Source organism: Paenibacillus sp. 481, assembly GCF_021223605.1.
In the GTDB taxonomy this organism is placed as follows: Bacteria; Bacillota; Bacilli; order Paenibacillales; family Paenibacillaceae; genus Paenibacillus_B.
Genome location: NZ_CP075175.1, coordinates 3,151,996 through 3,174,541, shown reverse-complemented (window position 1 = coordinate 3,174,541; position 22,546 = coordinate 3,151,996). Strand labels below are relative to the sequence as shown.

Here is a 22,546-nt window from a genome sequence, read left to right as displayed (position 1 = left end):
ACTTAGCCAAGACCGACATGCAGGGATGAGCTTTATGGACTCCCCATCAATGATGTAAGGTTGGCCCTTCAAACTGTAAGGGCATTGTAAGATTGCACGAGCTACAATGAACGTATAAAGCGAACATGAGCTTCTGAAGTGGAGGATAACATACATGAAACCAATCGTTGAAATCAAGCAAGTTGAAAAAGTATACGGGGCCAGAGGAAATACATTTACAGCCTTGCATGAGGTGGATTTTACGGTACAGGAAGGCGAGTTTGTCGGCATTATGGGGCCTTCGGGTGCGGGAAAATCTACGCTGCTTAATATTTTAGCAACTATCGATCAGCCGACGACGGGTGAAATATGGATCGACGGGACGAACATTTTAAATATGAATGAAGAACAGCTATCCCATTTCCGTCGTGACAAGCTCGGCTTTATTTTTCAGGACTATAATTTATTAGATACCTTAACGGTGAGAGATAATATTTTGCTGCCATTGGCCTTAGCCAACATGGATGCGCAGGAAATTGAGCAAAGAGTAGCTGACATTGCGGGGCGTGTTGGGATTAGCTCTCTATTGGATAAATACCCGTATCAAATTTCGGGTGGGCAAAAACAGCGCACGGCAGCTGCCCGTGCCATCGTGTCGAAACCGAGTTTAATTTTAGCGGATGAGCCGACTGGCGCCTTGGATTCAAAATCGGCTACCGACTTGCTAGAAAGCTTGCAGCAGTTGAGTCAGGAAGATAAGGCAACGATTTTGATGGTTACACACGATGCTTTTGCCGCTAGCTACTGCCAGCGCGTCCTCTTTATTAAAGATGGCAGCATGTTTACTGAATTGGTAAAAGGCAATGACTCGCGCAAGCTCTTTTTCAAAAAAATACTTGATGTATTATCCGTGCTCGGAGGTGGTACTAGTGACGTTATTTAGTTTGGCGCAAAAAAATATAAAGGGGAATATCAAAAACTACCTGCTCTATTTTATGTCCATGGTCATTAGTATCGTCATCTTCTATACGTTCAATTCTTTCATGTATATCCCAAAAATTACAGCTACGGTGCAGCATATGGATAGCTCGATGTCACAAACTTCTTACATTTTGATTGGCTTTTTAATTGTGTTTATTGGCTACTCGAATGCATTCTTTACCAAAAAGCGCAAAAAGGAAGTCGGCCTGTACTCCCTACTCGGGGTACGAAAAAAAGTAATTGCACGCATGCTCTTTTTTGAAAATATGATTATTGGCGCGATTACCTTACAATTCGGACTTGCGTTAGGCATTTTATTCTCCCGCTTGTTCTTGATGCTGCTGTTACAGCTGCTGGGCTTACCGATTGAGGTCGGTTTTAGTATCCCTATGGAAGCTATCTTGACAACGGCTATCGTATTTATTGGCATTATGCTGTTTACATCTGTGCAATCGTATTTGTTAATTTATCGCTTTAAGCTTATTGATTTATTCCAAGCCGAGAAAAAAGGGGAGCAAGTACCGAAGGCATCTCTTATTGCTGCTATCGTTGCAGTCGTGCTGCTTGGAGGCAGCTATTGGCTCATGTTCAACGCTATGGCTATGCTAGCTATGCCTATTGCGGTCGTTGGAACGTATGTATTGTTCCGTTCGTTGACGGTATATTTGCTGAAGCGCGCTCAACACAATAAGGCCCGTTACTACAACGGAATTAATATCATCGGGACGTCCAACTTGCTGTATCGGATTAAGGGGAACGCGCTAATGCTGACGGTCATTGCGCTACTTATTACTGCCGCGCTGCCTTACGTGCAAGCCGCTTTCTCGGAATACGCTGCTGTCGAGAAAGAAGCCCGCGCGTCCGCTCCGTTTAGTTATCTGCATCTGTCCAAGGGCGATGCGGTCGACAAGCAATTCGAGCGGCTCATTGCTGCGGATAGCGAACATCCGATCATCGACCAGCTCGATATTCCGGTCGTTCAAGTGAAAGGAAATAGTTCGGCTCCGTTTCAGGGCAATCAGAAGGAAGAGCTTGGGCTTCATTTGATCTCGGAAAATACGTTCGACATGATCAAGCAAGCTTTAAATTGGGAGCATCTTTCGATACCCGACTTAACTGGTGGACAAGCGGTAGCACTTAAACAATTTATTAATCAACCTGCCGAAACGTTTAGTGGTCACGAGGTAAACGTGAAAGTGCCACTCCCACAAGGGAATCAAATGACTAAGCTCGAGCTTGTGAAACTTGAAGAACAGTCGCTAAGACTAACATCTGGCCCAGAGCTGTTATACCTTGTCGTTGACGATTCAATGTTTAACCGTATCGCTGATCAGGTGAGCCCGATCACCTATAAGGCATATACAGTAGACGACGAACAAACGACGAAAGAAACGTCTGAACTCATCATGAAGCTCGCTGGTGATGATGCGCAGATGATGACATTTTATGATGAATACACCGAATTAAAAGCATTTACAGGGATGAAAATATTTGTCGTCAGCTCCTTAGCGCTAGTCCTGCTAGCAGCCACAGGAAGTGTCATTTACTTTAAGCAGCTAACCGAGGCGCATGCCGATCAACCTCGATATGCGATTTTACGCAAAATCGGCGTAAGCCGGAAAGATGTACGAAGAACGATACGTAAGCAAACGTTGTTTGTGTTTCTCCTCCCGCTAGTCGTTGGAATGCTGAATGCAGGGATGTTAGTCCTGTCGGTTGCTTTGCAATACAACATGGACCTTCGCGAGAGCATCACTTCGTTTACGTATGCTACCGCAGCGTATGGCGTTATTTATTTGATGTATTACGTGTTAACGATTCATTCATATAATCGGATTGTGAATAAATAACATGGAGACACAACAACAAAGAGATTATTTAATCGACAACTGTAAAGGTCTGTTAATGTTTCTAGTCGTGTTGGGGCACGGCCTAGAGTATTTGCGGAAAGAGTATGAACTGGCCGAAATGATGTATGTGTTCATTTATTTGTTTCATATGCCTGTGTTCGTGTTTATATCCGGCTACTTATCCAAAAATATTGAAAAAGGCCGTAATAACGCGGTAAAAAATCTGCTCGTACCGTTCCTCTTTTTTAATGTGATATGGAACTTCTTGCAGCTCGCATCAGGTTGGTTTACGGGTGTGGGCAAAGGGGTTGCTACGATACAACTTTTTTCTTTTTTCACTCCTGGTTGGGCATTGTGGTATCTCTTTTCCATGTTTTTGTGGCGATTGCTGCTGCCAGATATGTTGAAAATTAAAAATGTACTTGTTGTTAGTGTTGTAATTGGCCTTGTAGCCCGTATGTTTACAGAATTCGATGTGTTTATGTCCTTGTCGCGTACATTGGTATTTACCCCATTCTTTTTGGCAGGCTACTATACGAATAAGGGAACATTGCAGAAGCTAAGAGCATTTGGAAAAATACCGTCTATTGTGATGACTATCCTCGGTGTTGTGGTAGCGATTTGGTTTGTTACGCAATCCCGTATCCCCGTCGAATTTTTGTGGGCTGATCGTGTGTATGCCGAATTTGAAAGAAGTGATTTGCAAAGTATTGTTTTGGCTGCATTCGTTTACGGCATAAGCTTCGCGTTTGTGTATGTGTTTATCAATTTGATTCCGCAGACACAAACCTTACTAAGTAAGATTGGAAAAAATACGATGTCGGTGTATTTGCTTCACACCTACTTGATTAGTATCGTACTAGCGATATCACCGCTTGTGCCTAGCCATGCCATGCAGTTGGCTATTATTGTGGGAAGTTCTGTTGTCGTGACCTTGTTGCTCTCAAGAGATAAGGTCGCTGCTCGCTTTGGGCGGTTTTTAAACGGGCTGAATCGCAAAATTTTCGTTGAGAGCAAACATAATATGTGAAGAAAGGCCATCCCACTATGGGTGGCCTTTTTCGATATCTCTTTTGCGAACACATCGATCTTGTATTGACGTAGGTTTAGTATGCTCGCGATGATTGACAACCGTAACCGTAATTCTGTTCTCTCCATCTTTGTATTCGGTATGGAGATGTGCAAATTGACCAGACAGCTTAATCCACAATCACCGTTTTATGCGGGTCTTTTAAAAATTCAAACATCGTTCTGATCTGCGCAGGTGTATTCCGCTCCAAAGAAAGCGACGGCAAATCGTGCTCCGCAAAAAATTGGACCGCACTCGTTTCCGTGCCCACCGCTGCCTCCCCGCCAACAATTTCACATTCAATAAACAGCTTGTACACATGATACGGTTCCGGTGGATGCTGATGGTACTTCTTATCCAATACCGCAAGTAGCCGCTTTGCCTTTACCGTGAATCCCGCTTCCTCACTCACTTCTTTAACAGCAACCTCGGTCGGTGAACACCCAATATCCGCCCATCCTCCTGGCAGCGCCCATGCACCGTCCACCTTTTCCCTTACTAATAAGATCTGATTCCCTTTAAACACGACAGCCCGAACGTCCACCTTAGGCGTAGCATATCCCGTTTCATTGGCAAAGCTCATTCGCACTTGATCCTTACTGGCGAACGTGTAGTTTGCCAAAATATCGACGCTCATCTCTCTTAACATTTCATAACGTTCTAGATCATACACGTCCTTGCAATACGTTAAGCCCGTTTGCGCAATCGCTTGAATTTGCTTCGCCCACTCCAACCACTTCTCTTCCGGTCTTGTTGCCCTAGCAGTGTACTCCATTAACCAACAATCCCGTAGTTCACCTTCGTGCAGTTCATTTGCAGGCAATAATTTCACCTTCTTATATCCGCACTTCTCGTAGCACGCAATAGCTCGCTCGTTCCTTGCCTGAGGGTCCATTACAATTTGGTCTGCCCCACATTCGTGAACCAAATAATTCGCTGTGGCCCGAACTAATTGTTGCCCGATCCCCTTATTCCAATAATCTACTTCCCCAATAAATTGGTCCGTACCAAAAATACGGCCCAATTTCGCACCTGCACCGGAGCCTACCTCTGGCTCGGCATATCCGTAGCTTACTCGTTCCTCTTCGCCCAACGGATAGAACTGTAAATAGCCAATCGGCTGCTCATCATATTCAACAATGCATTTTACTTCCCCATCATATTCATCATCATAAAAATGTTCCCGCACCAGCTTCAAATCATGTGGGCGATCACGACCTTCATAATATTCCAACACTACCGGATTGGAGAGCCACTTTACGAGCAATTCAGCATCTTGATCAACGAGACGGCGAACGCTAAGTTTGCCATGTTCGAACAGCATGTATAATCTCCCCCTCTAAATAACTTCTTAAGTACTATCATATTTTACCAACATCTCACTTTCAACTTCACTTCGGACTCCCCTTCTCTTGTACAGCGAATCTAAAAAAGAAAACAGCCCCGTCTAGCAGACACGGGCTGTTTTCTTTACGTGCTATATCCAATTCATTTATTTAGAATCTATTATTGAAAGGTGTTACAAATACTTGCGTATAGTAGTCGAGAACGACACCTACACCTAGCGTTGCAAAATCTTTATTAAGCATATTTTTACGATGGCCAAGGCTGTTCATCCAACCTTCGTGAGCAACAATCGCACTATTCATTCCTGTCGCCAAATTTTCTCCCGCTAGGCGATAGTTAACACTCGCATCCTTCAAACGTCCGCCAACACTTTTCCCTGTTGTCGGAGACATATGTGCGAAGAAGTTGTTGTCCTTCATATCTTTACTGTGTCCTCTACCTACAACAGCTGCTTCCTCATTCCAAGTGAACAGGGGCAGCCCGTTGCGAACACGAATCACGTTAGCCAAATCAAACACTTGCTTCTCGAACGCTTCAGCGACCGCCTTATTTTCCGCTTCGCTCAAAGTCGGCGCGGTAAAATCGGGCTTCGCTCCCCGATAGCTATAGGAGAAGGCGTAGTTTTGGCCTTGCAGCATTTTAAATGGCTCCATGATCCGAATACCCGTCACCTTATAGTTGTCGTGTTTGTCCAAATAAAAGATATACGCCACATTATCTTTTACCATGAGCGTGTTTTCCCTTTGATTCTGAACAACAATGTTTGACCCTTTATAGGCAAATTTAACTTCGTTTGTGATGCTGAATGTTTCTCTAAGAATCTCCTCGCCAGAACCAATACCAATCTTGCCTACTTGGGCTTGGGAGCCATTCGAGTAAACGTCAACAACTTTGCCGTCTTGAATCCCAATTTGAACGTAAGTTGAAGGATTGCTGTTGTAGATCCACCATGTGTATCCCAGACCGGATGGCTCCATGCGGGCAGGGCTGCCAAGCTGCTTTACGACATCTTCTTCCATCGCACCGATAGAGAGATTGAACAGTGTACTTTTCGTTTCCACACCAGTATCGGAACCCGTATTCAAATCCACGCCGGAACCTGTGCTATTGCCATTGCTATTGCCATTGCTATTGCCAGACCCGGAACTAGCACCATTACCAATACCAGAATTTGCTTCAGGGGTAGTTCCTGTTCCGGAACCAGTCCCAACGCCAGTATCTGTTCCAGGCACAGTACTTGGCTCTTCAACGTTTCCGAAATTGGACGGTGTTACGAACAGCTTCGTATAATAATTCGCAAAAGCGCCTACACCTAGCGTTGTGAACTCTTTTTCCAAGATCGTATTACGGTTGGAAGAGTTGCCAATCATATTCTCGTAAGTATCGATGGCGCTGCCTGTACCGCCTGAAATAAATTCTGCGGCGCGGTCAAAAGCAATATTTGCGTCATTCAAGCGTGCGGACGAATCTTTACCAGTCGTAGGCGACATGCTGCCGAAAAAGTTGTTTTCTTTCATATCCTTGCTATGAGACCGCGCTACTTGAGCTGCCGATTCATTCCAAGTTAACGGTGGCAGGCCGTTGCGAGAACGAGCCACGTTTAACAGGTCGAATACTTGTTTTTCGTTTGCCTCAGCAACTGCTACTTGTTGTTCAGCGTTAAGCGATGGAGCAGAGAAGTTAGGAGCTTTTGACCCGTAGTAAGAAATGCGCGACGAGTAGAGGCGGCTTTGCATCAATTTTTGCGGTTCGATGACACGAATCGCTGAAATCTTATTGTCGTTTGCCCGATCAACATAAAACACATAGGCCTGATTGTTTTGATTCACTAAAATGCGAGACGACTGATTTTGTAACGTAAGCTTCGCGTTTAAGTGAGAGAACGTTACACTGTTTGCTACGGTAAACGCCTTTCTAAAATCAGCCTGACTCGTCCCTACACCTACTCCTCCAATTTGAGCTTGCGGAGCATTGGAATACATATCGACCACTTTGCCGTCCGCGATTCCGATTTGCACATATTTAGAAGGATCGCTATTGTAAATAAACCATGTATACCCAAGCGGACTCAGATCTTTGCGATTCGGTTCACCAAGCGTAGCTACAACCGCTGCTTCGGAAGCACCAAGTGAAATGTTGAATAGACCGCTTTGCTCTTGCGCATAAGCAGTTGATACATAACTTGTCCCAACCATATGAGATGGGGCCATATAAGATAGACCGGTAAACAGAAAAGCAAACGCACTAATAGCTATAATCTTACGCATGATGAAGTTTCCTCCCCAGATGATAATTACGCGATGTCAGAAACAGGCCCAGCAAGACGCCATGTATACGTTGATTCGTATATACGGGTAGGCTTGTCTCCTCCTCATCATCGTTAAATATAGCTATCGGAATTCAACGTCAATTCATAAATAGGGCTATTAAAAATAAGCTAAAAGCTCTACATTACTTATGATGGTTAGCAAAATTGTAGGTCCTTTGGGTAACGATATTTACAGCATATCTTTTAATTTATAAGGAAACGAGGAGGATAGCCCCATAAATAACGACTCCAAATTTTTGCGCCTCAATCGCTAATTTCGTAAATTAAATCTACTGCATGTCTACAACCATATTTTAATATTAGATAATCCCTATAGTTCAGCACATCCATATCTTGCTCTTTCCTCGCAGCTCAATAGATAGAAAGCAGCCGGTCAGTTGCCCGTCATATTTGATCATACAATTTACTTCGAGATCATCTTCATCATCAAAAAACTTTTTGATCAAATTCCAAATCATCTGGACGGAAATATTATTCATAATATTTCTAATAAATCGAATCAGAGAGCCACTTTACTAACAAAGTAGAAACGAGATTGCTAATATAGCCCTATCCTTTTGAATGGTATCCCCGAACATTTGTTGAAAATCGATTAAATTGTCTAGCATTACCGACTATAACGACCGCCTTGTCACAAATCCTGCTCCGCAGCCCTGAACTTCATTGCCAGCGACATTCGACATCGCTATTTGGAAAGAAGCTTCGTCATAAGCATCACTTGAATCAAGACAGCCGAGATTCAATTCACGCTCCTGCGTAAGGAGCGACTTAATACTACCCTTTGTGGGAGAAAATATCAGGGTTTCAATCCACGCTCCTGCGTAAGGAGCGACTCAATGATGAGTACTATAAAACAAACGCAATGATGTTTCAATCCACGCTCCTGCGTAAGGAGCGACGAGGAACAAATGGTTCGTTCGCTTAACGATGAACGTTTCAATCCACGCTCCTGCGTAAGGAGCGACTTCCTCTAAGTGGAAATATCCGATTACGGCAACAGGGTTTCAATCCACGCTCCTGCGTAAGGAGCGACAATTGACATCCGATAGATTGCCTTGGTAGTTGGTGTTTCAATCCACGCTCCTGCGTAAGGAGCGACGCGACACCGCCAATCGGATGAATCCGAACAAACACGTTTCAATCCACGCTCCTGCGTAAGGAGCGACTCGGATTGAATCTGGACAGTTGCGCAGCTACCGAGGTTTCAATCCACACTCCTGCGTAAGGAGCGACACGGGGGATAGAACGTCAATCCTCATACCAAAGAGTTTCAATCCACACTCCTGCGTAAGGAGCGACAAATTGATCGAGTCGTATAAAACAATCCAAGCAGTTTCAATCCACACTCCTGCGTAAGGAGCGACGCGGGATGCGACGATCTTTTTCTATATGGCTAATGTTTCAATCCACACTCCTGCGTAAGGAGCGACTGCGAACGAACACGCGCTCTCCGGGGAGTAATGCGTTTCAATCCACACTCCTGCGTAAGGAGCGACGTCTCGGACAGGTAAATCACGTCAGGCCGTAACTGTTTCAATCCACACTCCTGCGTAAGGAGCGACTCAAAGTTTAAAAAATAATGGTATGGAGGATGAAGTTTCAATCCACACTCCTGCGTAAGGAGCGACTCATTAGATCAACAACTAGGTGGGGTACTTAAAGGTTTCAATCCACACTCCTGCGTAAGGAGCGACTTCCGTCAGCCCCTCCTATTTCGGCCTCAATAGGTTTCAATCCACACTCCTGCGTAAGGAGCGACCCTCAACTGCCCACATACTACTTTTCTGTGGTTGGTTTCAATCCACACTCCTGCGTAAGGAGCGACAGGTATTAAATCAGCCCTTATACCACAAGGACTCAAAGCATTAAAATAGCGAACCTAAATGTTGAAGATGAACTATCACAATAATTCAGTACCCAAAACACCTACAAACCTTGCTATCAAAGAAGCGCGAACCCCCTAGGAATTTCATGTGAGCTAGAGGTTCGCGCTCAGATCATTAAATGATAATTATTCCTTCCGGATTGTAGGTTTCCTTTGCACCTACATGTTCTACCCGATTACCCCAGTTCTTCCCTAAGTTATAGTACCTTACACTATCCTTATTTTTATCAATAATTTGCTCAAGCTGGTGCTTCAACTGCATAAGCTGCAACGGGTCTAGATTACATTCAAAAACGGAGTTCTGAACCCGCTGCCCTACATTGACACAAGCTTTTGCTACCTGACGCAATCGGCGACGACCATCTGCATCTTCTGTACTCACATCATATGTAACTAATACCATCATAGCTTAGTTCCTCACTTCCATACAAATGGAGGATAATCATCCAAATCACCTCGAATATGTCGAGCTAACAGTAAAGCTTGAACGTAAGGCAGCAAACCTAGTTGTATTTTCTCCTTCAAATACGGATGGGTGATAACGGTTTGCTTGCGTTCCTGCCAAGCAGAGATTACCTTTTTGCGAGCATCTTGTTTCAAAATAACGGCTTCATTCTCCTGAACAAGAAAATCGTTCACTTGGATTTGCTTTCGATTCACAAGAGATAGTGCCAAACGATCCACCATATATGCCCGAAGCTCTTCCATAACATCCAAAGCCAGACTTGCTCTGCCTGGCCTGTCTCTATGCAAAAATCCTACTGCCGGGTCCAATCCAACCGTCTCTAGAGCAGATTGCGTTTCCAGCATCAAAAAAGTATATAAATAGGACAATAGTGCATTCATACGATCCCGAGGTGGACGACGATTTCTCCCTTTCATATAAAACGCTTCTTTTCCATATAAAATAAGCTCATTCATCGCAGCAAAATACCTTTTGGATGCGTCACCCTCTACCCCCAGAATCTCATCTAGAGACGTGACATGCATGACTTTGCGTACCGATTTTTTCAATTCATCTGAAGTATTACGAACTAATGTTTGATTGACATGTTCCCCATGATCCCGAATGCCTCGGATCAACACATTTCGGGAATTGGCCACCTTCGCTGCAATGAATCGGGTAGCTATACGCACACAATCCGCATCCATATCAGCCATACGGTATTGCCTGCGACGTAATAGCACGTTTCCTGACACCTTACCTTGTACCCTAGCCATAAACTGTCCACTTTCCTTCAGAAAAGAGAGGGCAATCCCCTGCTCCGTGCACAGTTGCATTGCACCAGGACTAGCCCCCATATATCCAAACATCACAATGCCCTCAAGGTTGTGTGCTGGAATCCGAAAAGTCTCTGTCTGATCGTTGTAAATGACGATATTTTCTCCATCTCGCTTGATGTAAGACTTAGGAGAAGTTACATACAAAATATTTAACAGCTTACGCATTAGGTTTCTTCCTTCCCAGCCCACTCATCATCAAATAACTGTTGGAGATATTGACTCGTCTTGCGATTCAGTTTAGGGACACAAATCGATTCCAGAGAACAATGTCTACATTTGTTCCCATATCTAGCAGTGGGTGTATTTCCTTCAGCGAGTAAACGGTGCATTTCTTTGTATAACTCTTCTACCTGTTGTCGAAGTTTCTCATGAAATGTAATAGGGACTCGTCGTTCCCATTCCTTATAATATATCGCTCCTTCAGGTACGGGTATATGCAACATCTCTTCTAAACACATCGCTTGGGCACACAGTTGCAGTTCATCCCATGCTAATGGCTTTGGCTTCCCTCTCTTGTACTCCACAGGATAAGGTACCCATTCCCCATCTCGCTCATGAAGAGTCAATCCCACGTCATGACTATCAGTGTCAGCTTTTCGAAATTCAACTACATCGGATACCCCATATATTCCTAAGTTATAGGAAACGAGGGGCACGGCTCTGCGAATGAGGATATTTCCCCGTGATTCCTGTAAATAAACGTTATCTACACGTTGATGAAGCTGTCGTCCTTCAAATGTTCGTACATTTTCTGCCCATTGCTGTTCCAAATGAATGAGTGCCCATTGACGCGTACAATACGCATAATGCTGAATTCCTGACAACGCCAGTAGTTCATCCTCCGTATAAGCCATCACTTTTCGATAATGGACACGCCTGCCGGAAGCTGATTCTGATCAATCGTAATCACGTAATCCTGATAGGAGCGGGCTGGTTGATCTGCATCTTTCTGCGCCTTCTCTACCGAAATTCGATCAAACAATTGATGTGCAGGTGCTTGACCTAATGGTGATTCATGTTCAAAAATAATGAGCTTTCTAACGGTCATTTCTCCCCGCGAAGCGGAGCGATCGTGTTCAAACATATTAACAATCGAATCCCAGAGCAGACTCAAGTCCTCATCTGTAAAATTCGTCTTACTCGCTAAATGAGCCGATATGAACCCATTCATTCGATAAATGGCATAAGGAACAATGTGCTTGCGACCCATCTCACGTTCTTTTTCCTGACCTTCCTGAGTAACAGCTTGACGCGTAATCGTAATTTCACTTGGAAAAATAGGGTCTACACTACGAGCAAACGTAAATTGCACAGGCCCCTTCACTTGACCACAATTGACTTTAGTCGTCATAACGGCACCAAAAGCTCGAACATCATAGAAATTGCTGCACATCCATTGCGTAAGGATATGGGCCTCAGATTTATCCTTTGGTTTCAATTCTTGCGCTTTAGCTTCTTCATCTCCACGAATAGAAACGTAAGCTCTACGATGCTGCTCGTTCAGTACAGCACCTTCCGTCACATAAATTCCGTGACCTGTATCAGCACCTTTAACGATTTCCACATAGTTCCGAACTTTTCGTTTTAGACATACATCAGTGACAATACCGTGCCCTGTTTCCGCATCCATACGCGGCATGTTACCTGCATCTGGATCGCCGTTCGGATTTCCATTCGTTACATCAAAAAAGACAGTGAAATCATATCGTTTCTGGATTGGTTGAAAAATTTTCTCATTACTCATCTTTGTCCTCACCTTTCTTGTACATGAAATTTTTTTGATGGTAGTAACCCAACATAAAAACACCTTGTTTATGTAAATTGAAATACTTCGGGAATTCCGTAACTTCCATCCCTGACATAATCTTCTCAATCTCACCATCTCTAAATGAACCGTATTTTGATTTGGAAATATGATGCTGCGCTAACTTTAATAGGACAGGAAATACATTCGCCGGCGTACTCGCTGCTGAAGCAAAATAACGATCTTTTATCGTACTATTTAATTTTTTTGGACCACCTGCAGCATCCTGTTGTGCTTTCTCCAACACAGCGAACAAGCGACCTAGTCGATAAGCCACGTCTTGTGTTTGCTCGTTAAGTCCCACGGTAATAACCTCCTTTAATGATTCGTTATGTTGCACACGTGCATAACGCGCAAGGTAAGCTTTCAAAATTGCTGCTCTCGTTGAATTTATCTCACCCTCAATTTTGATTCGATTCAGTACGGAGGTGAACAGCAAATACGGATATGGCTTACCTTCAATGACGGACCGAAATAACTGTCCCCCCAAGGAAGGAGATATAGACTTCCAAACGTCTTTGTCTCCCTTCCGTACTGTCTCCAAAAGCATTCTTGTAACTATTGGAAAACGATATTGACTGTAGCCTTGCTCAATCTCTAGATCAGTAGCATGCAAACGGAAGAAATAAATTAATTGTTGTAGATCTCCTTTCCAAAAAAAACGGACACCTAGACGAGCATTATTAGGCGACAGTCCGAGTACATAGAAGGGCGTATGTAGAGCTTGTACCATATCTTCTGTTAGCTCATCCCCTCGCTGAACACGACTCCATAAATCATATATCAACTTATTTTGATCTTGATCATTCTCAACTTCTGTTGGGTCCGGATCATAGACAAAAAAGGATTGTGTAAATTTTGCAATTTCTTCAGAAGGAATAATTTTATGATTTGATCCACTCCAAAACACGACCGTCATATCCCCCATATTAGTCATGCGATTACTCTCGGAAGCAAGCAGATGATTCAAAGCAGTTGTATACGCAAATACAGCCTGCTCGCTGACTGGAGCGTTAAAGCTTTTTTCCTTGTTGTACGACTCAAAAGAAGAAATATTGAATGACACTAGAGCAGCACCGCTAGATTGCGCATTGCGAACCCCTTTTATTTTCATATCATGTATACGTGCAATAGGCTGATTAAAAGCTCCCGTAATTAAACATTGCCCGCCTCTATCAGCTTTCATCGATTCCTGTTCCTTGAACGCAATCCATGCAGACCGAATTGATTCGTGCTGATGAACAAATTGTTTAATTTGGCCTTTAACCTCGAATATCGCAACCTGATTGGTAGACTTGTCCAATGAATCCAACAGCGGCACGACGACTGGATGATCTCTAACCTGTGATGGGTTCCATGATGTAAAGAAACGAGTGATTGCTATTGCTGATTCTTCGATACTATCCTCTAATAACTGTTTGTGAAGAAGTGCACTACTCTCATATTTAGCTGCCGCGTCTTGTACTTGTTTGGCTTTCTTTGCTGCTGTTAACTTGTCATTTAGTGTGTAAAGGCCAATTAAATACTCCAGCTTATCGCAGAGATAATACGGTTTAACTCCGCTGGATCTTACACCTTGTTCGGGTACAATCATTTTCATCGGCCTTAACTTCCTACCAACTGTTTCTCGTATATCGACTATATTTAACAACTCACCCGCAAGCGAGATTTGCAGGATGAAGGACACATCTACCGAACTGAAAAACCGTGCACTAATTCCCGAATCAGGGTCTTGCGAGAGGTCTACATATCGCTCATACAGCGCCTGCAATATCATATATTCAACCCCCTTCCTTTAATAAGTCCGGAACTTCAATTACACCTTGTCGCATAATAGGCCGAAAAAACGCGGGTTCCATGTCGCGCGTATAATCCATATCCCATAACATCCAGCCTAAATCAACCTCTTCCGCATCCTTATAATAAGAAGCTGGTATCTCACATTCAGGGTCTAAATGTGCAAAGTAAGCCGCGAACTCTCGGCAGCCTAAATAAGGGCGGTGAAAGCACTGTCCCTGTCTGGCTCGGCGAAGGAACATATTGTAGTGCTTTTCGGGGGTATCCGTATCCCCAGCCTGAGAGGTCAGCTCAAAGTGAGCTTCAATGATATAAGCAGGTCCACGTAGTAGCGTCGTGGCTCTCTGCTGCCGCTCTTCGGTAATAATTTGGTGTGCCATGGTTTTGGCACCTTTCATAGCTGATTTAATGTTACTGGCAGATATTTTCGACTCCACCTCATTTCTTCTTACGGTGTCGAATCGTATCTCGTGTAGCACATAAATGCGATCAATTACCCATCTTAGAGCGGGCTTCCAATGAATTGCTTCTAATATTCCTCGGGCTGCCGACGGTGTTATGACATCATAACTAACACGCTCTGCCTTCATCTCAGGGCGAGTGAAACATGCACGCTCTCCCCATACGTGAAGACGTATTCCATATGCCATTCTCTTGTCTCCTTTACGTTGTTATGCAAATAAAGCCTCCATCTTGTGATGCTCGATGGAAAAAGGCAGTAACCCCAAGTCATCCGAATATGATTTAAGATTAGTAAGTTTGTACACGCCATCTCGTACTTCTTCGAGCGCTCCAGCCTGTTTATATGCATCAAACTCATCCTTGTATAAGGTTATCGCATAGCGTTGCAAGGAACGGAGCAGCGGTCGGATATAATTGGCATCCCGTAACTTATCTAGCAATCGTTTTGCATCGTCATCATAAGGAATCAGTACAGTTTGCATTTCATGACCGATCAGGTTGAAAGACTTATCCACGTCTTTAAAGGGAAATTGCATACGTTTTACGTTGCAATTCAACTGACCTAGAATGTCCTGAGCATCCGTACGATCTTTTCCAGTCGTCTGATAAAAATAGAGTTCGTTAAAGTAATGTTTGATCGATTCAACAGAAAGGGATTGCTCTCCATACTGCTTCATTACATCCCTTGCTACTGCCCCTACTGTGCTGAACCATCCCGGTGGTAGCCCTTGTTCCAACTCAAACACATACACATTTCCTCGTTGACCATTAGGTAGGTTATCATTGCGATTGCAGCGTCCCGCTGCTTGAGCAATCGAATCTAGTCCTGCTAACTCCCTAAATACGACTGGGAAATCAATATCCACTCCTGCCTCAATAAGCTGAGTACTTATAACGCGACACGGTAAACCATCTTTTAGACGTTGTTGGATGATCGTTAAGAAATGCAACCGATGTTGTGGACACATACGAGCACTGAGGTGAAACAATCCATCCTCGGGATGGGAATACTCTTCCGAGAGCGCACGATACACTTCACGTGCTGTTTTTCTTGTATTTACAATACATAATGCTCGCTGTTGAGTTCTCATGTGGCCAGCTATCTCGTTAATTGTCTGACGTCCTAGCTGATGTAAACGCGTGCGCTCGAATTGCCGTGAGCGCAGAGGCACATCTTTCACGATTTCGTAGATATTTATTTTGCTCTGCACATGTTCAGGAAACAATTGTTTTATTTCTGGCTGAGTAGCCGTGCAAAAGAGAGCAGTCACCTTATAGTTCCGCGACAACTCATCCACTGCATAAATAGAAGGCTTGAAAAACTCACCGTTAATCATCTGAGCTTCATCGAAAATGACAACGCTATTTGCGATGCGATGAAGCTTTCGGCATTTCGATCGTTTACTTGAAAATAGCGATTCAAAGAATTGTACGTTCGTAGTTACGATAAGGGAGGCGTCCCAATTTTCTTCTGCAAGCTGGAGCTTAATATTCAAAGATTTGATATGCTCCGCTTGTTCTTCGCTCTCCCTATCTCCCTCCACTTCATCGTTTTTCATGATCCGCTGTACATTAGAGTGATGCTCCAAAACGACATCGGCTCCGAATATTCCCCTGAATATACTGGCATTTTGCTCAATTATAGAAGTATATGGTATCACATAAATGATTCGTGATAGTCCGTGCTCCTTGGCGTGATATAGAGCAAATCCAAGTGAAGCCAACGTCTTTCCACTGCCGGTCGGCATGCTTAGTGAATATAGTCCTGTTTCACCTTTGGCAGCAGCTATACATTCATGAAGCAATTCATTTCGATATGAATCAATAGGAGCAGATGGTATCGCAAATGGTTTCATATGATTTTCGTATTTTTCAATCATCTCTTCGATTGAGAGTGAAGGTTGACGCAGCCCATGACGTTCACTGTCTGCGTATTTTTCCGTATTTAAAGAATCAGCGTCTATGAGACAAGAAAATAACATACGTGTATACAGAGAAAATTGCATTCCACAATCTATCCCCGCTCGCAGTTTTGGTGGACTTGGTAGATCTGGCAGTTGAATTTCATTGCAGCCATGTTCATAGGGCTCAATCCTATCATTCTCCAATCTCATGGCTAGATCTGAGGAATGTCCCAATGTACTTCCGTAGTTAGGTAGCCCTGAATGGTGACCCGCAATGATATAAGCTGGTATAATGCCATAGTTTTTGCCCCAATGCTTCATAATAGCTTGTGCTCCAGCAGTCGAATGATCAACTCGAATTGAGCTTCCTTTAAGACGCCGTTGAAATTTGTCAGAATATTTCCCTAGGTCATGGAGCAAACCGATTGCACTTCCCCATTCACTAGCATCGAACACTTTCGCAAACAAAGCCGTATTGGTTGCTACTTCCTTCAAATGTTCTTTAAGTTCCTGCCATTTTTTCCGATCTTCACATTCTGTTCGGTGAGCATAATACATATAAGACCTCCTTTTATTAACAAATAAAACCGATTTAATTACATTTATTATGTCTCAATTTCATTCTAAGATCCTATTTCTGGCCTATAATCATCATAGCTTTCTTCAATATGTCTTTTTCATTTTAAAGAATCCATCTATTAAGAGTAGAAAAGGTTAGGCCTTTTTCTTCGACAAGTTCTCTTTTCGATTTTTCATTTGCGTACTTATGTATGATTTGTTTTTTGAATTCGGGAGTGTATGCGTGACGGTTTCTTTCCATTTTAAGGCCTTCGTATTTGTAGTTTACTTCCTAATTACATCACTACCTTGTTTCTAAGTAACTGTAGGATGATAACAAGGAATCGGACACACAACAAAAAAAGCGCTCACAACATGTAATCTCATGATGTAAGCACTTAGAAGATTTTCTAAATTCACTGATGTAAGAAATAATATTGGGTAGTATGAGGTTGATTTATTTTCCACAAATAGACTACCACAGCTTTATTTAAGTCGCAATAGACACGATTCAAACTTAATAGAAGTTTTCAAATTTTTCTTACCTATAATTAAACAAGACTTATAAAAATATAAAACAAGATCACTTCTAGAAATGACCTTGTTTTATACTCGATACAAACCTAATAGTTTCAATCCACGCTCCTGCGTAAGGAGCGACTCAAAACGATGTCCTCTTCGGACTCCCATTCTTCGGTTTCAATCCACGCTCCTGCGTAAGGAGCGACCTATCTACACATCCAACTTGACTATATCCGAGCTGTTTCAATCCACGCTCCTGCGTAAGGAGCGACCTAAATACATTGGATTACCGTCTCTACAATTTATTGTTTCAATCCACGCTCCTGCGTAAGGAGCAACCATCGTTCATTTAGCTGGCCTCCTTCTGAGTTGTGTTTCAATCCACGCTCCTGCGTAAGGAGCGACGTGACCATCATCTCCCAAATGGTTTTATCACGTTTCAATCCACGCTCCTGCGTAAGGAGCGACCATTATGCAGGGGAAAGAGTTCGATGAGGAAAAAGTTTCAATCCACGCTCCTGCGTAAGGAGCGACTAAACTACAGAATGCACACGAAAATCTCTCTCGCCAGTTTCAATCCACGCTCCTGCGTAAGGAGCGACTTCCTAAGGAGTTTTACAAGCTGGTATACGATGTTTCAATCCACGCTCCTGCGTAAGGAGCGACTACCCGAACGAATTAACTCGTATGTATCGAAGTGTTTCAATCCACGCTCCTGCGTAAGGAGCGACTTAACGGATTTGTAAAAACGGAATCACAGGAATGTGTTTCAATCCACGCTCCTGCGTAAGGAGCGACAGGTATTAAATCAGCCCTTGTACCACAAGGACTCAAAGCATTAAAATAGCGAACCTAAATGTTGAAGATGAACTATCACAATAATTCAGTACCCAAAACACCTACAAACCTTGCTATCAAAGAAGCGCGAACCCCCTAGGAATTTCATGTGAGCTAGAGGTTCGCGCTCAGATCATTAAATGATAATTATTCCTTCCGGATTGTAGGTTTCCTTTGCGCCTACATGTTCTACCTGATTACCCCAGTTCTCCCTTTAGCCGTTCGCTATCCTTCTTCTTAAATAAGCTCTGCAGCAAAGTGCCTTTCGATGCATCCTCCTCTAGCTAGGTCATGAAGCAGGGCAATACCTTTTCCCCATTCACTGGTGTTAATCACTTGCGCAAACGAAGCCGTATCATGTGCTGCTTCTATATGACCTACTAGATTCTTTCATTTTTCACGATTGTACCAATCCGTACGAAGAGCATAATACATTTTCAGCCCGCTTCCAGCAATATGAATCAAAATCTATTGAACTAAATTGGCAGCGATGGGCTGGACTTCTTTAAATGATACTATTTCTGCTAAAGTTTCAATTCATGCCTCAATGACCGTCGATACTGATTGTGCACTACGCATAAAGCCGCTGGCGCATCGCCTCGTACAGCAACACCGTCGTCGCCATCGCCACATTGAGCGATTCCGCTTGGCCCTGCATCGGAATAATGACCGCCTCGTCCACCAGCGCCTGAACCGCTGGCGACACTCCTTGGCCCTCGTTGCCCACCACAAGCCACGTCGCTTGCCGGAAATCATACTCGTAGCACGACGACGTCGCCTGCAAGCTCGTGCTAACGACACGCGCACCAGTTGCTTTTGCCTGCGGCAGCAGCTCCGCTAAATCGCCCTCCACGACCGGCAAATGAAACATCGAGCCCATCGTCGAGCGCACCGTCTTCGCGTTGTACACATCGACCGAGCCTTTACCTACGACAACGCCACTTGCTCCGACCGCATCGGCAGTACGAATAATAGTGCCTAGGTTGCCCGGGTCTTGCACCCCGTCCACCACCACAACGAGCCCGTCGCCCTTCGTAAACAAGGCTTCTGTCTCCGAATCCAACATCCCTACAACTGCGAACACTGGCTGCGGCGTTTCCGTATCGCAGCACTTCCGAATAATCGCATCCGTGACGCCAATCCATTCGATGAATCGTCCTGAATCCGAATCCGCGTGCGGCAGCAACTCCTGCGGTAGGCCAACAGCCTCATCGTAGGCAACACATTCGACACGCGCGCCTGATTTCATCGCTTCCAGCACCAAATGAGTACCCTCAACGAGAAAGCGTCGCTCGCGTTTACGATGTTTCCGCTCTTGCAATTGCGCCCACTGCTTCACACGCGAATTTTGGACAGACGTAATTATATTATCTTTATTCATATAGTTGCTCATGACTCTGAATATGCCAACTCCATCTTTTGCAAATGTTCATTTTCCCCGACAAGAACGAGGATATCGCCATCCTTCAGACGATCCTCCGCATAAGGCGAAATGTTCATTTTGCCGTTATTTTTAATCGCCATGACGTTACAGCCATAACGGGCGCGAATGTCCAGCTCTTTTAAATTTTTACCGATCATAAAGCTGGCCACACGCATTTCCACAATACTATGGTCATCCGATAACTCGATATGGTCAAGGATGTTCGGTGAGATCAGATTGTGTGCAACACGCGTACCCATATCTCGTTCTGGGAACACGACTTTGTCGGCACCGATCTTGCTTAGCACTTTGCCGTGCAACTCGTTCTGTGCCTTCACAACAATTTTCGGTACACCCAAATCCTTCAATATAAGTGTCGTCAAAATACTCGCCTGAATATCTTGTCCGATCGCAACGACGACAACATCAAAGTTACGAATACCGAGCGCCTTGAGCGCCTCTTCATCCGTCGAATCTGCCGATACCGCATGTGTGACCATGTTTACGATTTCTTGAATTTTTTGCTCGCTTGAATCGATTGCCAGCACTTCAAACCCCATTTTGCTCAAGCTCTGCGCGACACTGGAACCGAAACGACCCATTCCGATAATGGCGTACTGTTTTTTCGTTGGCATCTGCTCTCCTCACCTTCCCTTTTTTCCGAACGTTAAAAAATATCTTCGTTATTATATCACATATGCCGTGCATCTTCCCTCTCTGTAATCCCAATCCCTAATTTCCATCAACAGGTGGAGTCGCTTGCTAAATGTTAGCCCACAAATGCATGTAATTCCGCTCAGCTGGGAAAGTTAACACGTAAAGGTCGACAAAATGGGCAAGCTGTACGTTCCACTCCTATGCTGTCCTCATATTAGACCCCACCACTTTTGCTAAAAAGGAAGGAGGATCAGGCGTGTCAGTATTAATTAATTTAAGACAAGCAATTGTCCAAAAAGTAGCGAGCAAGTCCGACGCAGAAATTGTGGACATGATTGAAGGATCGATTGATCATGATGAACGGGCGCTACCCGGACTCGGCGTATTGTTTGAAATGATTTGGAAAGAAAGCGATGACGGCCAGCGGAATCAATTCATTCAGACGTTGCAGCATAAGCTAAATGAGGGACAACAACCTACGTAACATGTCAAGTCAAGTCGTACCACAAGACGCGGTTTGTTTTTTTAAAAAAGGGGCCGCGTCTTTACACTCCATAATGTTCCATCCTCAACTCATACGAGCATCTCATCTCAGCGCTTCTTTTCTCTGCTCTCATTTTCCAAAAAGATTTACTTTGACGCAGCGTCAAGCTGTACAATAAATCCAAAGGAGATGAACGAGATGAGAATTCAAGAAGCGGCTACCCAACTTGGCATGACAACGCGTGCGATTCGATTCTATGAGCAAAAGGGGCTCCTTTCACCTCAAAAAAATGAACAGAACGGGTATCGCACCTTTTCAGAGACAGATTTAAAACGATTGCGCACGATCGGTTCTTTGCGTGAACTCGACCTTACGATGGAGCAAATTCGCTCTTGTATAGAAGACGTTGAGGCTGGACGCATCGCAGAGCTGCGCCCTTTGCTGAATGCCAAACGGCAGGAGTTCGCACAGCAATATGCGGAGTTGAAACGTTTGCTGCGCATGCTGGAGCATTTTAACGAGCTGGAGCAACAGCATGAGCAAATAGATTCATATCGAAATGAGCCCACCGCGATTGTGAGCGAAATCCATCGGCTCGGTGAACAGTCGCGGCGCTACCAACAGCTGCGTGACAATTGGCAGGATCGCTGGCATTTCAATACACAGGCGCAGCAATACGATGAGGCCGTCTTCTGGGATACGGACGCTTTACAGGTGCACGCCAATTACGATGATATTTTGGATCGTGTATGTGCGGAAGCATCGCCGAAGCAAAGAGAACGTGGATTAGATTTAGGTATTGGGACTGGAAATTTATCAGGCCGCTTTGTAGAAGCTGGCGCGAGCATGACAGGGGTTGACCAGTCGGAAGCTATGCTTGAGCGCTGTCAGCAGAAATGGCCGCACATTCGGCTGCTTCAAGGCAATTTTCTGAAATTGCCCCTGCTCGATGAGACGTTTGATTTTATCGTGTCTACGTATGCGCTGCATCATTTAACAGATGACCAGAAATTGATCGCTTTTGAAGAAATGAACAGGCTGTTGCTGGCAGGCGGACGCATTGTAATTGCGGATTTAATGTTTGAAAATGAGGAGCATCGCCGTACATTTATTGATCATTTGCAACAAAACGGCAACGAAGCCGGCATCGCCGCCGTGCATGATGAATTTTTCGCCGATCGTTCTCGTCTCGTGCAGTGGCTGCATCAGAACGGCTACGACGTGTACGTCGAGCAGTTGAATCATCTGGTTCATTTGATTCATGCGGTAAAGCTTTAGCAACATGGCAAGCCAATATCGTGCGTTTCTCGCCACACTCTAACAGCCACCATGAACGCTAATGTACCGAAAGTAACACCTCCGTCAATGTAACGG

16 protein-coding genes, 1 pseudogene and 2 CRISPR repeat arrays are annotated in these 22,546 nt (G+C 44.2%); of the genes and pseudogenes, 5 read left to right on the top strand and 12 right to left on the bottom strand.

Annotated elements, in window-relative coordinates:
* Positions 1 to 154 precede the first annotated feature (154 nt).
* Genes KIK04_RS14050 through KIK04_RS14040 form a run of 3 tightly spaced genes read left to right on the top strand, consistent with a single transcriptional unit; the run spans position 155 to position 3,840 of the window.
* Positions 155 to 922 (top strand): ABC transporter ATP-binding protein, encoded by a 768-nt coding sequence (locus KIK04_RS14050; RefSeq protein ID WP_232274277.1) that lies wholly within the window; start codon positions 155 to 157, stop codon positions 920 to 922.
* On the top strand, positions 909 to 2,810 hold the full coding sequence (locus KIK04_RS14045; RefSeq protein WP_232274276.1) for an FtsX-like permease family protein: 1,902 nt from the start codon (positions 909 to 911) through the stop codon (positions 2,808 to 2,810). The genes KIK04_RS14050 and KIK04_RS14045 overlap by 14 nt, the downstream gene beginning before the upstream one ends.
* A 1-nt stretch (position 2,811) precedes the next feature.
* Positions 2,812 to 3,840, top strand: a complete 1,029-nt coding sequence (locus KIK04_RS14040) for an acyltransferase family protein (protein ID WP_232274275.1) — start codon at positions 2,812 to 2,814, stop codon at positions 3,838 to 3,840.
* 169 nt (positions 3,841 to 4,009) lie between these two features.
* Here KIK04_RS14040 and KIK04_RS14035 read toward each other — a convergent pair whose 3' ends face one another.
* The 12 genes and pseudogenes from KIK04_RS14035 to KIK04_RS13980 all read right to left on the bottom strand — a co-directional run bounded on the left by KIK04_RS14035 (position 4,010) and on the right by KIK04_RS13980 (position 20,666).
* Positions 4,010 to 4,654, bottom strand: a complete 645-nt coding sequence (locus tag KIK04_RS14035; RefSeq protein WP_232278736.1) for an NUDIX hydrolase — start codon at positions 4,652 to 4,654, stop codon at positions 4,010 to 4,012.
* A 63-nt stretch (positions 4,655 to 4,717) separates the two neighbouring features.
* Positions 4,718 to 5,203 (bottom strand): annotated as a pseudogene (locus tag KIK04_RS14030) (GNAT family N-acetyltransferase); the annotation flags it as partial.
* Between the two features lie 172 nt (positions 5,204 to 5,375).
* Positions 5,376 to 7,493: a CAP-associated domain-containing protein gene (locus KIK04_RS14025; protein ID WP_232274274.1), complete on the bottom strand. Its 2,118-nt coding sequence runs from the start codon at positions 7,491 to 7,493 to the stop codon at positions 5,376 to 5,378.
* Positions 7,494 to 8,291: 798 nt separating this feature from the next.
* Positions 8,292 to 9,380: a CRISPR direct-repeat array (repeat unit 32 nt; unit sequence GTTTCAATCCACGCTCCTGCGTAAGGAGCGAC).
* Positions 9,381 to 9,555: 175 nt separating this feature from the next.
* Positions 9,556 to 9,846, bottom strand: coding sequence for a CRISPR-associated endonuclease Cas2 (gene cas2 / locus KIK04_RS14020; RefSeq protein WP_232274273.1), 291 nt, complete (start codon positions 9,844 to 9,846; stop codon positions 9,556 to 9,558).
* A gap of 11 nt (positions 9,847 to 9,857) precedes the next feature.
* Complete coding sequence (gene cas1c / locus KIK04_RS14015) at positions 9,858 to 10,889, bottom strand: type I-C CRISPR-associated endonuclease Cas1c (RefSeq protein ID WP_232274272.1); 1,032 nt, start codon at positions 10,887 to 10,889, stop codon at positions 9,858 to 9,860.
* Complete coding sequence (gene cas4, locus KIK04_RS14010) at positions 10,889 to 11,578, bottom strand: CRISPR-associated protein Cas4 (RefSeq protein WP_232278735.1); 690 nt, start codon at positions 11,576 to 11,578, stop codon at positions 10,889 to 10,891. Before cas4 ends, cas1c begins: the two co-directional genes overlap by 1 nt.
* A complete protein-coding gene (cas7c, locus tag KIK04_RS14005) occupies positions 11,578 to 12,468 on the bottom strand; it encodes a type I-C CRISPR-associated protein Cas7/Csd2 (RefSeq protein ID WP_232274271.1) in 891 nt (296 codons plus the stop codon). Before cas7c ends, cas4 begins: the two co-directional genes overlap by 1 nt.
* Positions 12,461 to 14,305, bottom strand: a complete 1,845-nt coding sequence (gene cas8c / locus KIK04_RS14000) for a type I-C CRISPR-associated protein Cas8c/Csd1 (protein ID WP_232274270.1) — start codon at positions 14,303 to 14,305, stop codon at positions 12,461 to 12,463. Before cas8c ends, cas7c begins: the two co-directional genes overlap by 8 nt.
* A gap of 4 nt (positions 14,306 to 14,309) precedes the next feature.
* Entirely contained in the window at positions 14,310 to 14,975 is a 666-nt protein-coding gene (cas5c, locus tag KIK04_RS13995) for a type I-C CRISPR-associated protein Cas5c (protein WP_232274269.1), read from the bottom strand.
* A gap of 21 nt (positions 14,976 to 14,996) precedes the next feature.
* Entirely contained in the window at positions 14,997 to 17,249 is a 2,253-nt protein-coding gene (gene cas3, locus KIK04_RS13990) for a CRISPR-associated helicase Cas3' (RefSeq protein ID WP_232274268.1), read from the bottom strand.
* A gap of 629 nt (positions 17,250 to 17,878) precedes the next feature.
* Positions 17,879 to 18,569: a CRISPR direct-repeat array (repeat unit 32 nt; unit sequence GTTTCAATCCACGCTCCTGCGTAAGGAGCGAC).
* Positions 18,570 to 19,179: 610 nt separating this feature from the next.
* The gene (locus tag KIK04_RS13985; protein ID WP_232274267.1) at positions 19,180 to 20,001 is read right to left on the bottom strand and encodes a TrmH family RNA methyltransferase; all 822 of its coding nucleotides are present in this window, start codon (positions 19,999 to 20,001) and stop codon (positions 19,180 to 19,182) included.
* A complete protein-coding gene (locus KIK04_RS13980) occupies positions 19,998 to 20,666 on the bottom strand; it encodes a potassium channel family protein (protein WP_232274266.1) in 669 nt (222 codons plus the stop codon). The genes KIK04_RS13985 and KIK04_RS13980 overlap by 4 nt, the downstream gene beginning before the upstream one ends.
* 278 nt (positions 20,667 to 20,944) lie before the next feature.
* On the opposite strand from KIK04_RS13980, the gene sspI reads away from it, so the two are divergent.
* Together sspI and KIK04_RS13970 are read left to right on the top strand one after the other, a co-directional pair.
* The gene (gene sspI, locus KIK04_RS13975; protein WP_232274265.1) at positions 20,945 to 21,172 is read left to right on the top strand and encodes a small acid-soluble spore protein SspI; all 228 of its coding nucleotides are present in this window, start codon (positions 20,945 to 20,947) and stop codon (positions 21,170 to 21,172) included.
* Positions 21,173 to 21,370: 198 nt separating this feature from the next.
* Positions 21,371 to 22,450, top strand: a complete 1,080-nt coding sequence (locus KIK04_RS13970) for a MerR family transcriptional regulator (RefSeq protein WP_232274264.1) — start codon at positions 21,371 to 21,373, stop codon at positions 22,448 to 22,450.
* Positions 22,451 to 22,546 lie beyond the last annotated feature (96 nt).

Coding starts and splice junctions, on each gene's coding strand:
- cas1c (WP_232274272.1), bottom strand. CDS start 10,889: ATGCGTAAGCTGTTAAATATTTTGTATGTAACTTCTCCTAAGTCTTAC.
- cas4 (WP_232278735.1), bottom strand. CDS start 11,578: ATGGCTTATACGGAGGATGAACTACTGGCGTTGTCAGGAATTCAGCAT.
- cas8c (WP_232274270.1), bottom strand. CDS start 14,305: ATGATATTGCAGGCGCTGTATGAGCGATATGTAGACCTCTCGCAAGAC.
- cas5c (WP_232274269.1), bottom strand. CDS start 14,975: ATGGCATATGGAATACGTCTTCACGTATGGGGAGAGCGTGCATGTTTC.
- KIK04_RS14035 (WP_232278736.1), bottom strand. CDS start 4,654: ATGGAGTACACTGCTAGGGCAACAAGACCGGAAGAGAAGTGGTTGGAG.
- KIK04_RS13980 (WP_232274266.1), bottom strand. CDS start 20,666: ATGCCAACGAAAAAACAGTACGCCATTATCGGAATGGGTCGTTTCGGT.
- KIK04_RS14040 (WP_232274275.1), top strand. CDS start 2,812: ATGGAGACACAACAACAAAGAGATTATTTAATCGACAACTGTAAAGGT.
- KIK04_RS13985 (WP_232274267.1), bottom strand. CDS start 20,001: ATGAGCAACTATATGAATAAAGATAATATAATTACGTCTGTCCAAAAT.
- cas7c (WP_232274271.1), bottom strand. CDS start 12,468: ATGAGTAATGAGAAAATTTTTCAACCAATCCAGAAACGATATGATTTC.
- cas3 (WP_232274268.1), bottom strand. CDS start 17,249: ATGTATTATGCTCACCGAACAGAATGTGAAGATCGGAAAAAATGGCAG.
- KIK04_RS14050 (WP_232274277.1), top strand. CDS start 155: ATGAAACCAATCGTTGAAATCAAGCAAGTTGAAAAAGTATACGGGGCC.
- KIK04_RS13970 (WP_232274264.1), top strand. CDS start 21,371: ATGAGAATTCAAGAAGCGGCTACCCAACTTGGCATGACAACGCGTGCG.
- KIK04_RS14025 (WP_232274274.1), bottom strand. CDS start 7,493: ATGCGTAAGATTATAGCTATTAGTGCGTTTGCTTTTCTGTTTACCGGT.
- cas2 (WP_232274273.1), bottom strand. CDS start 9,846: ATGATGGTATTAGTTACATATGATGTGAGTACAGAAGATGCAGATGGT.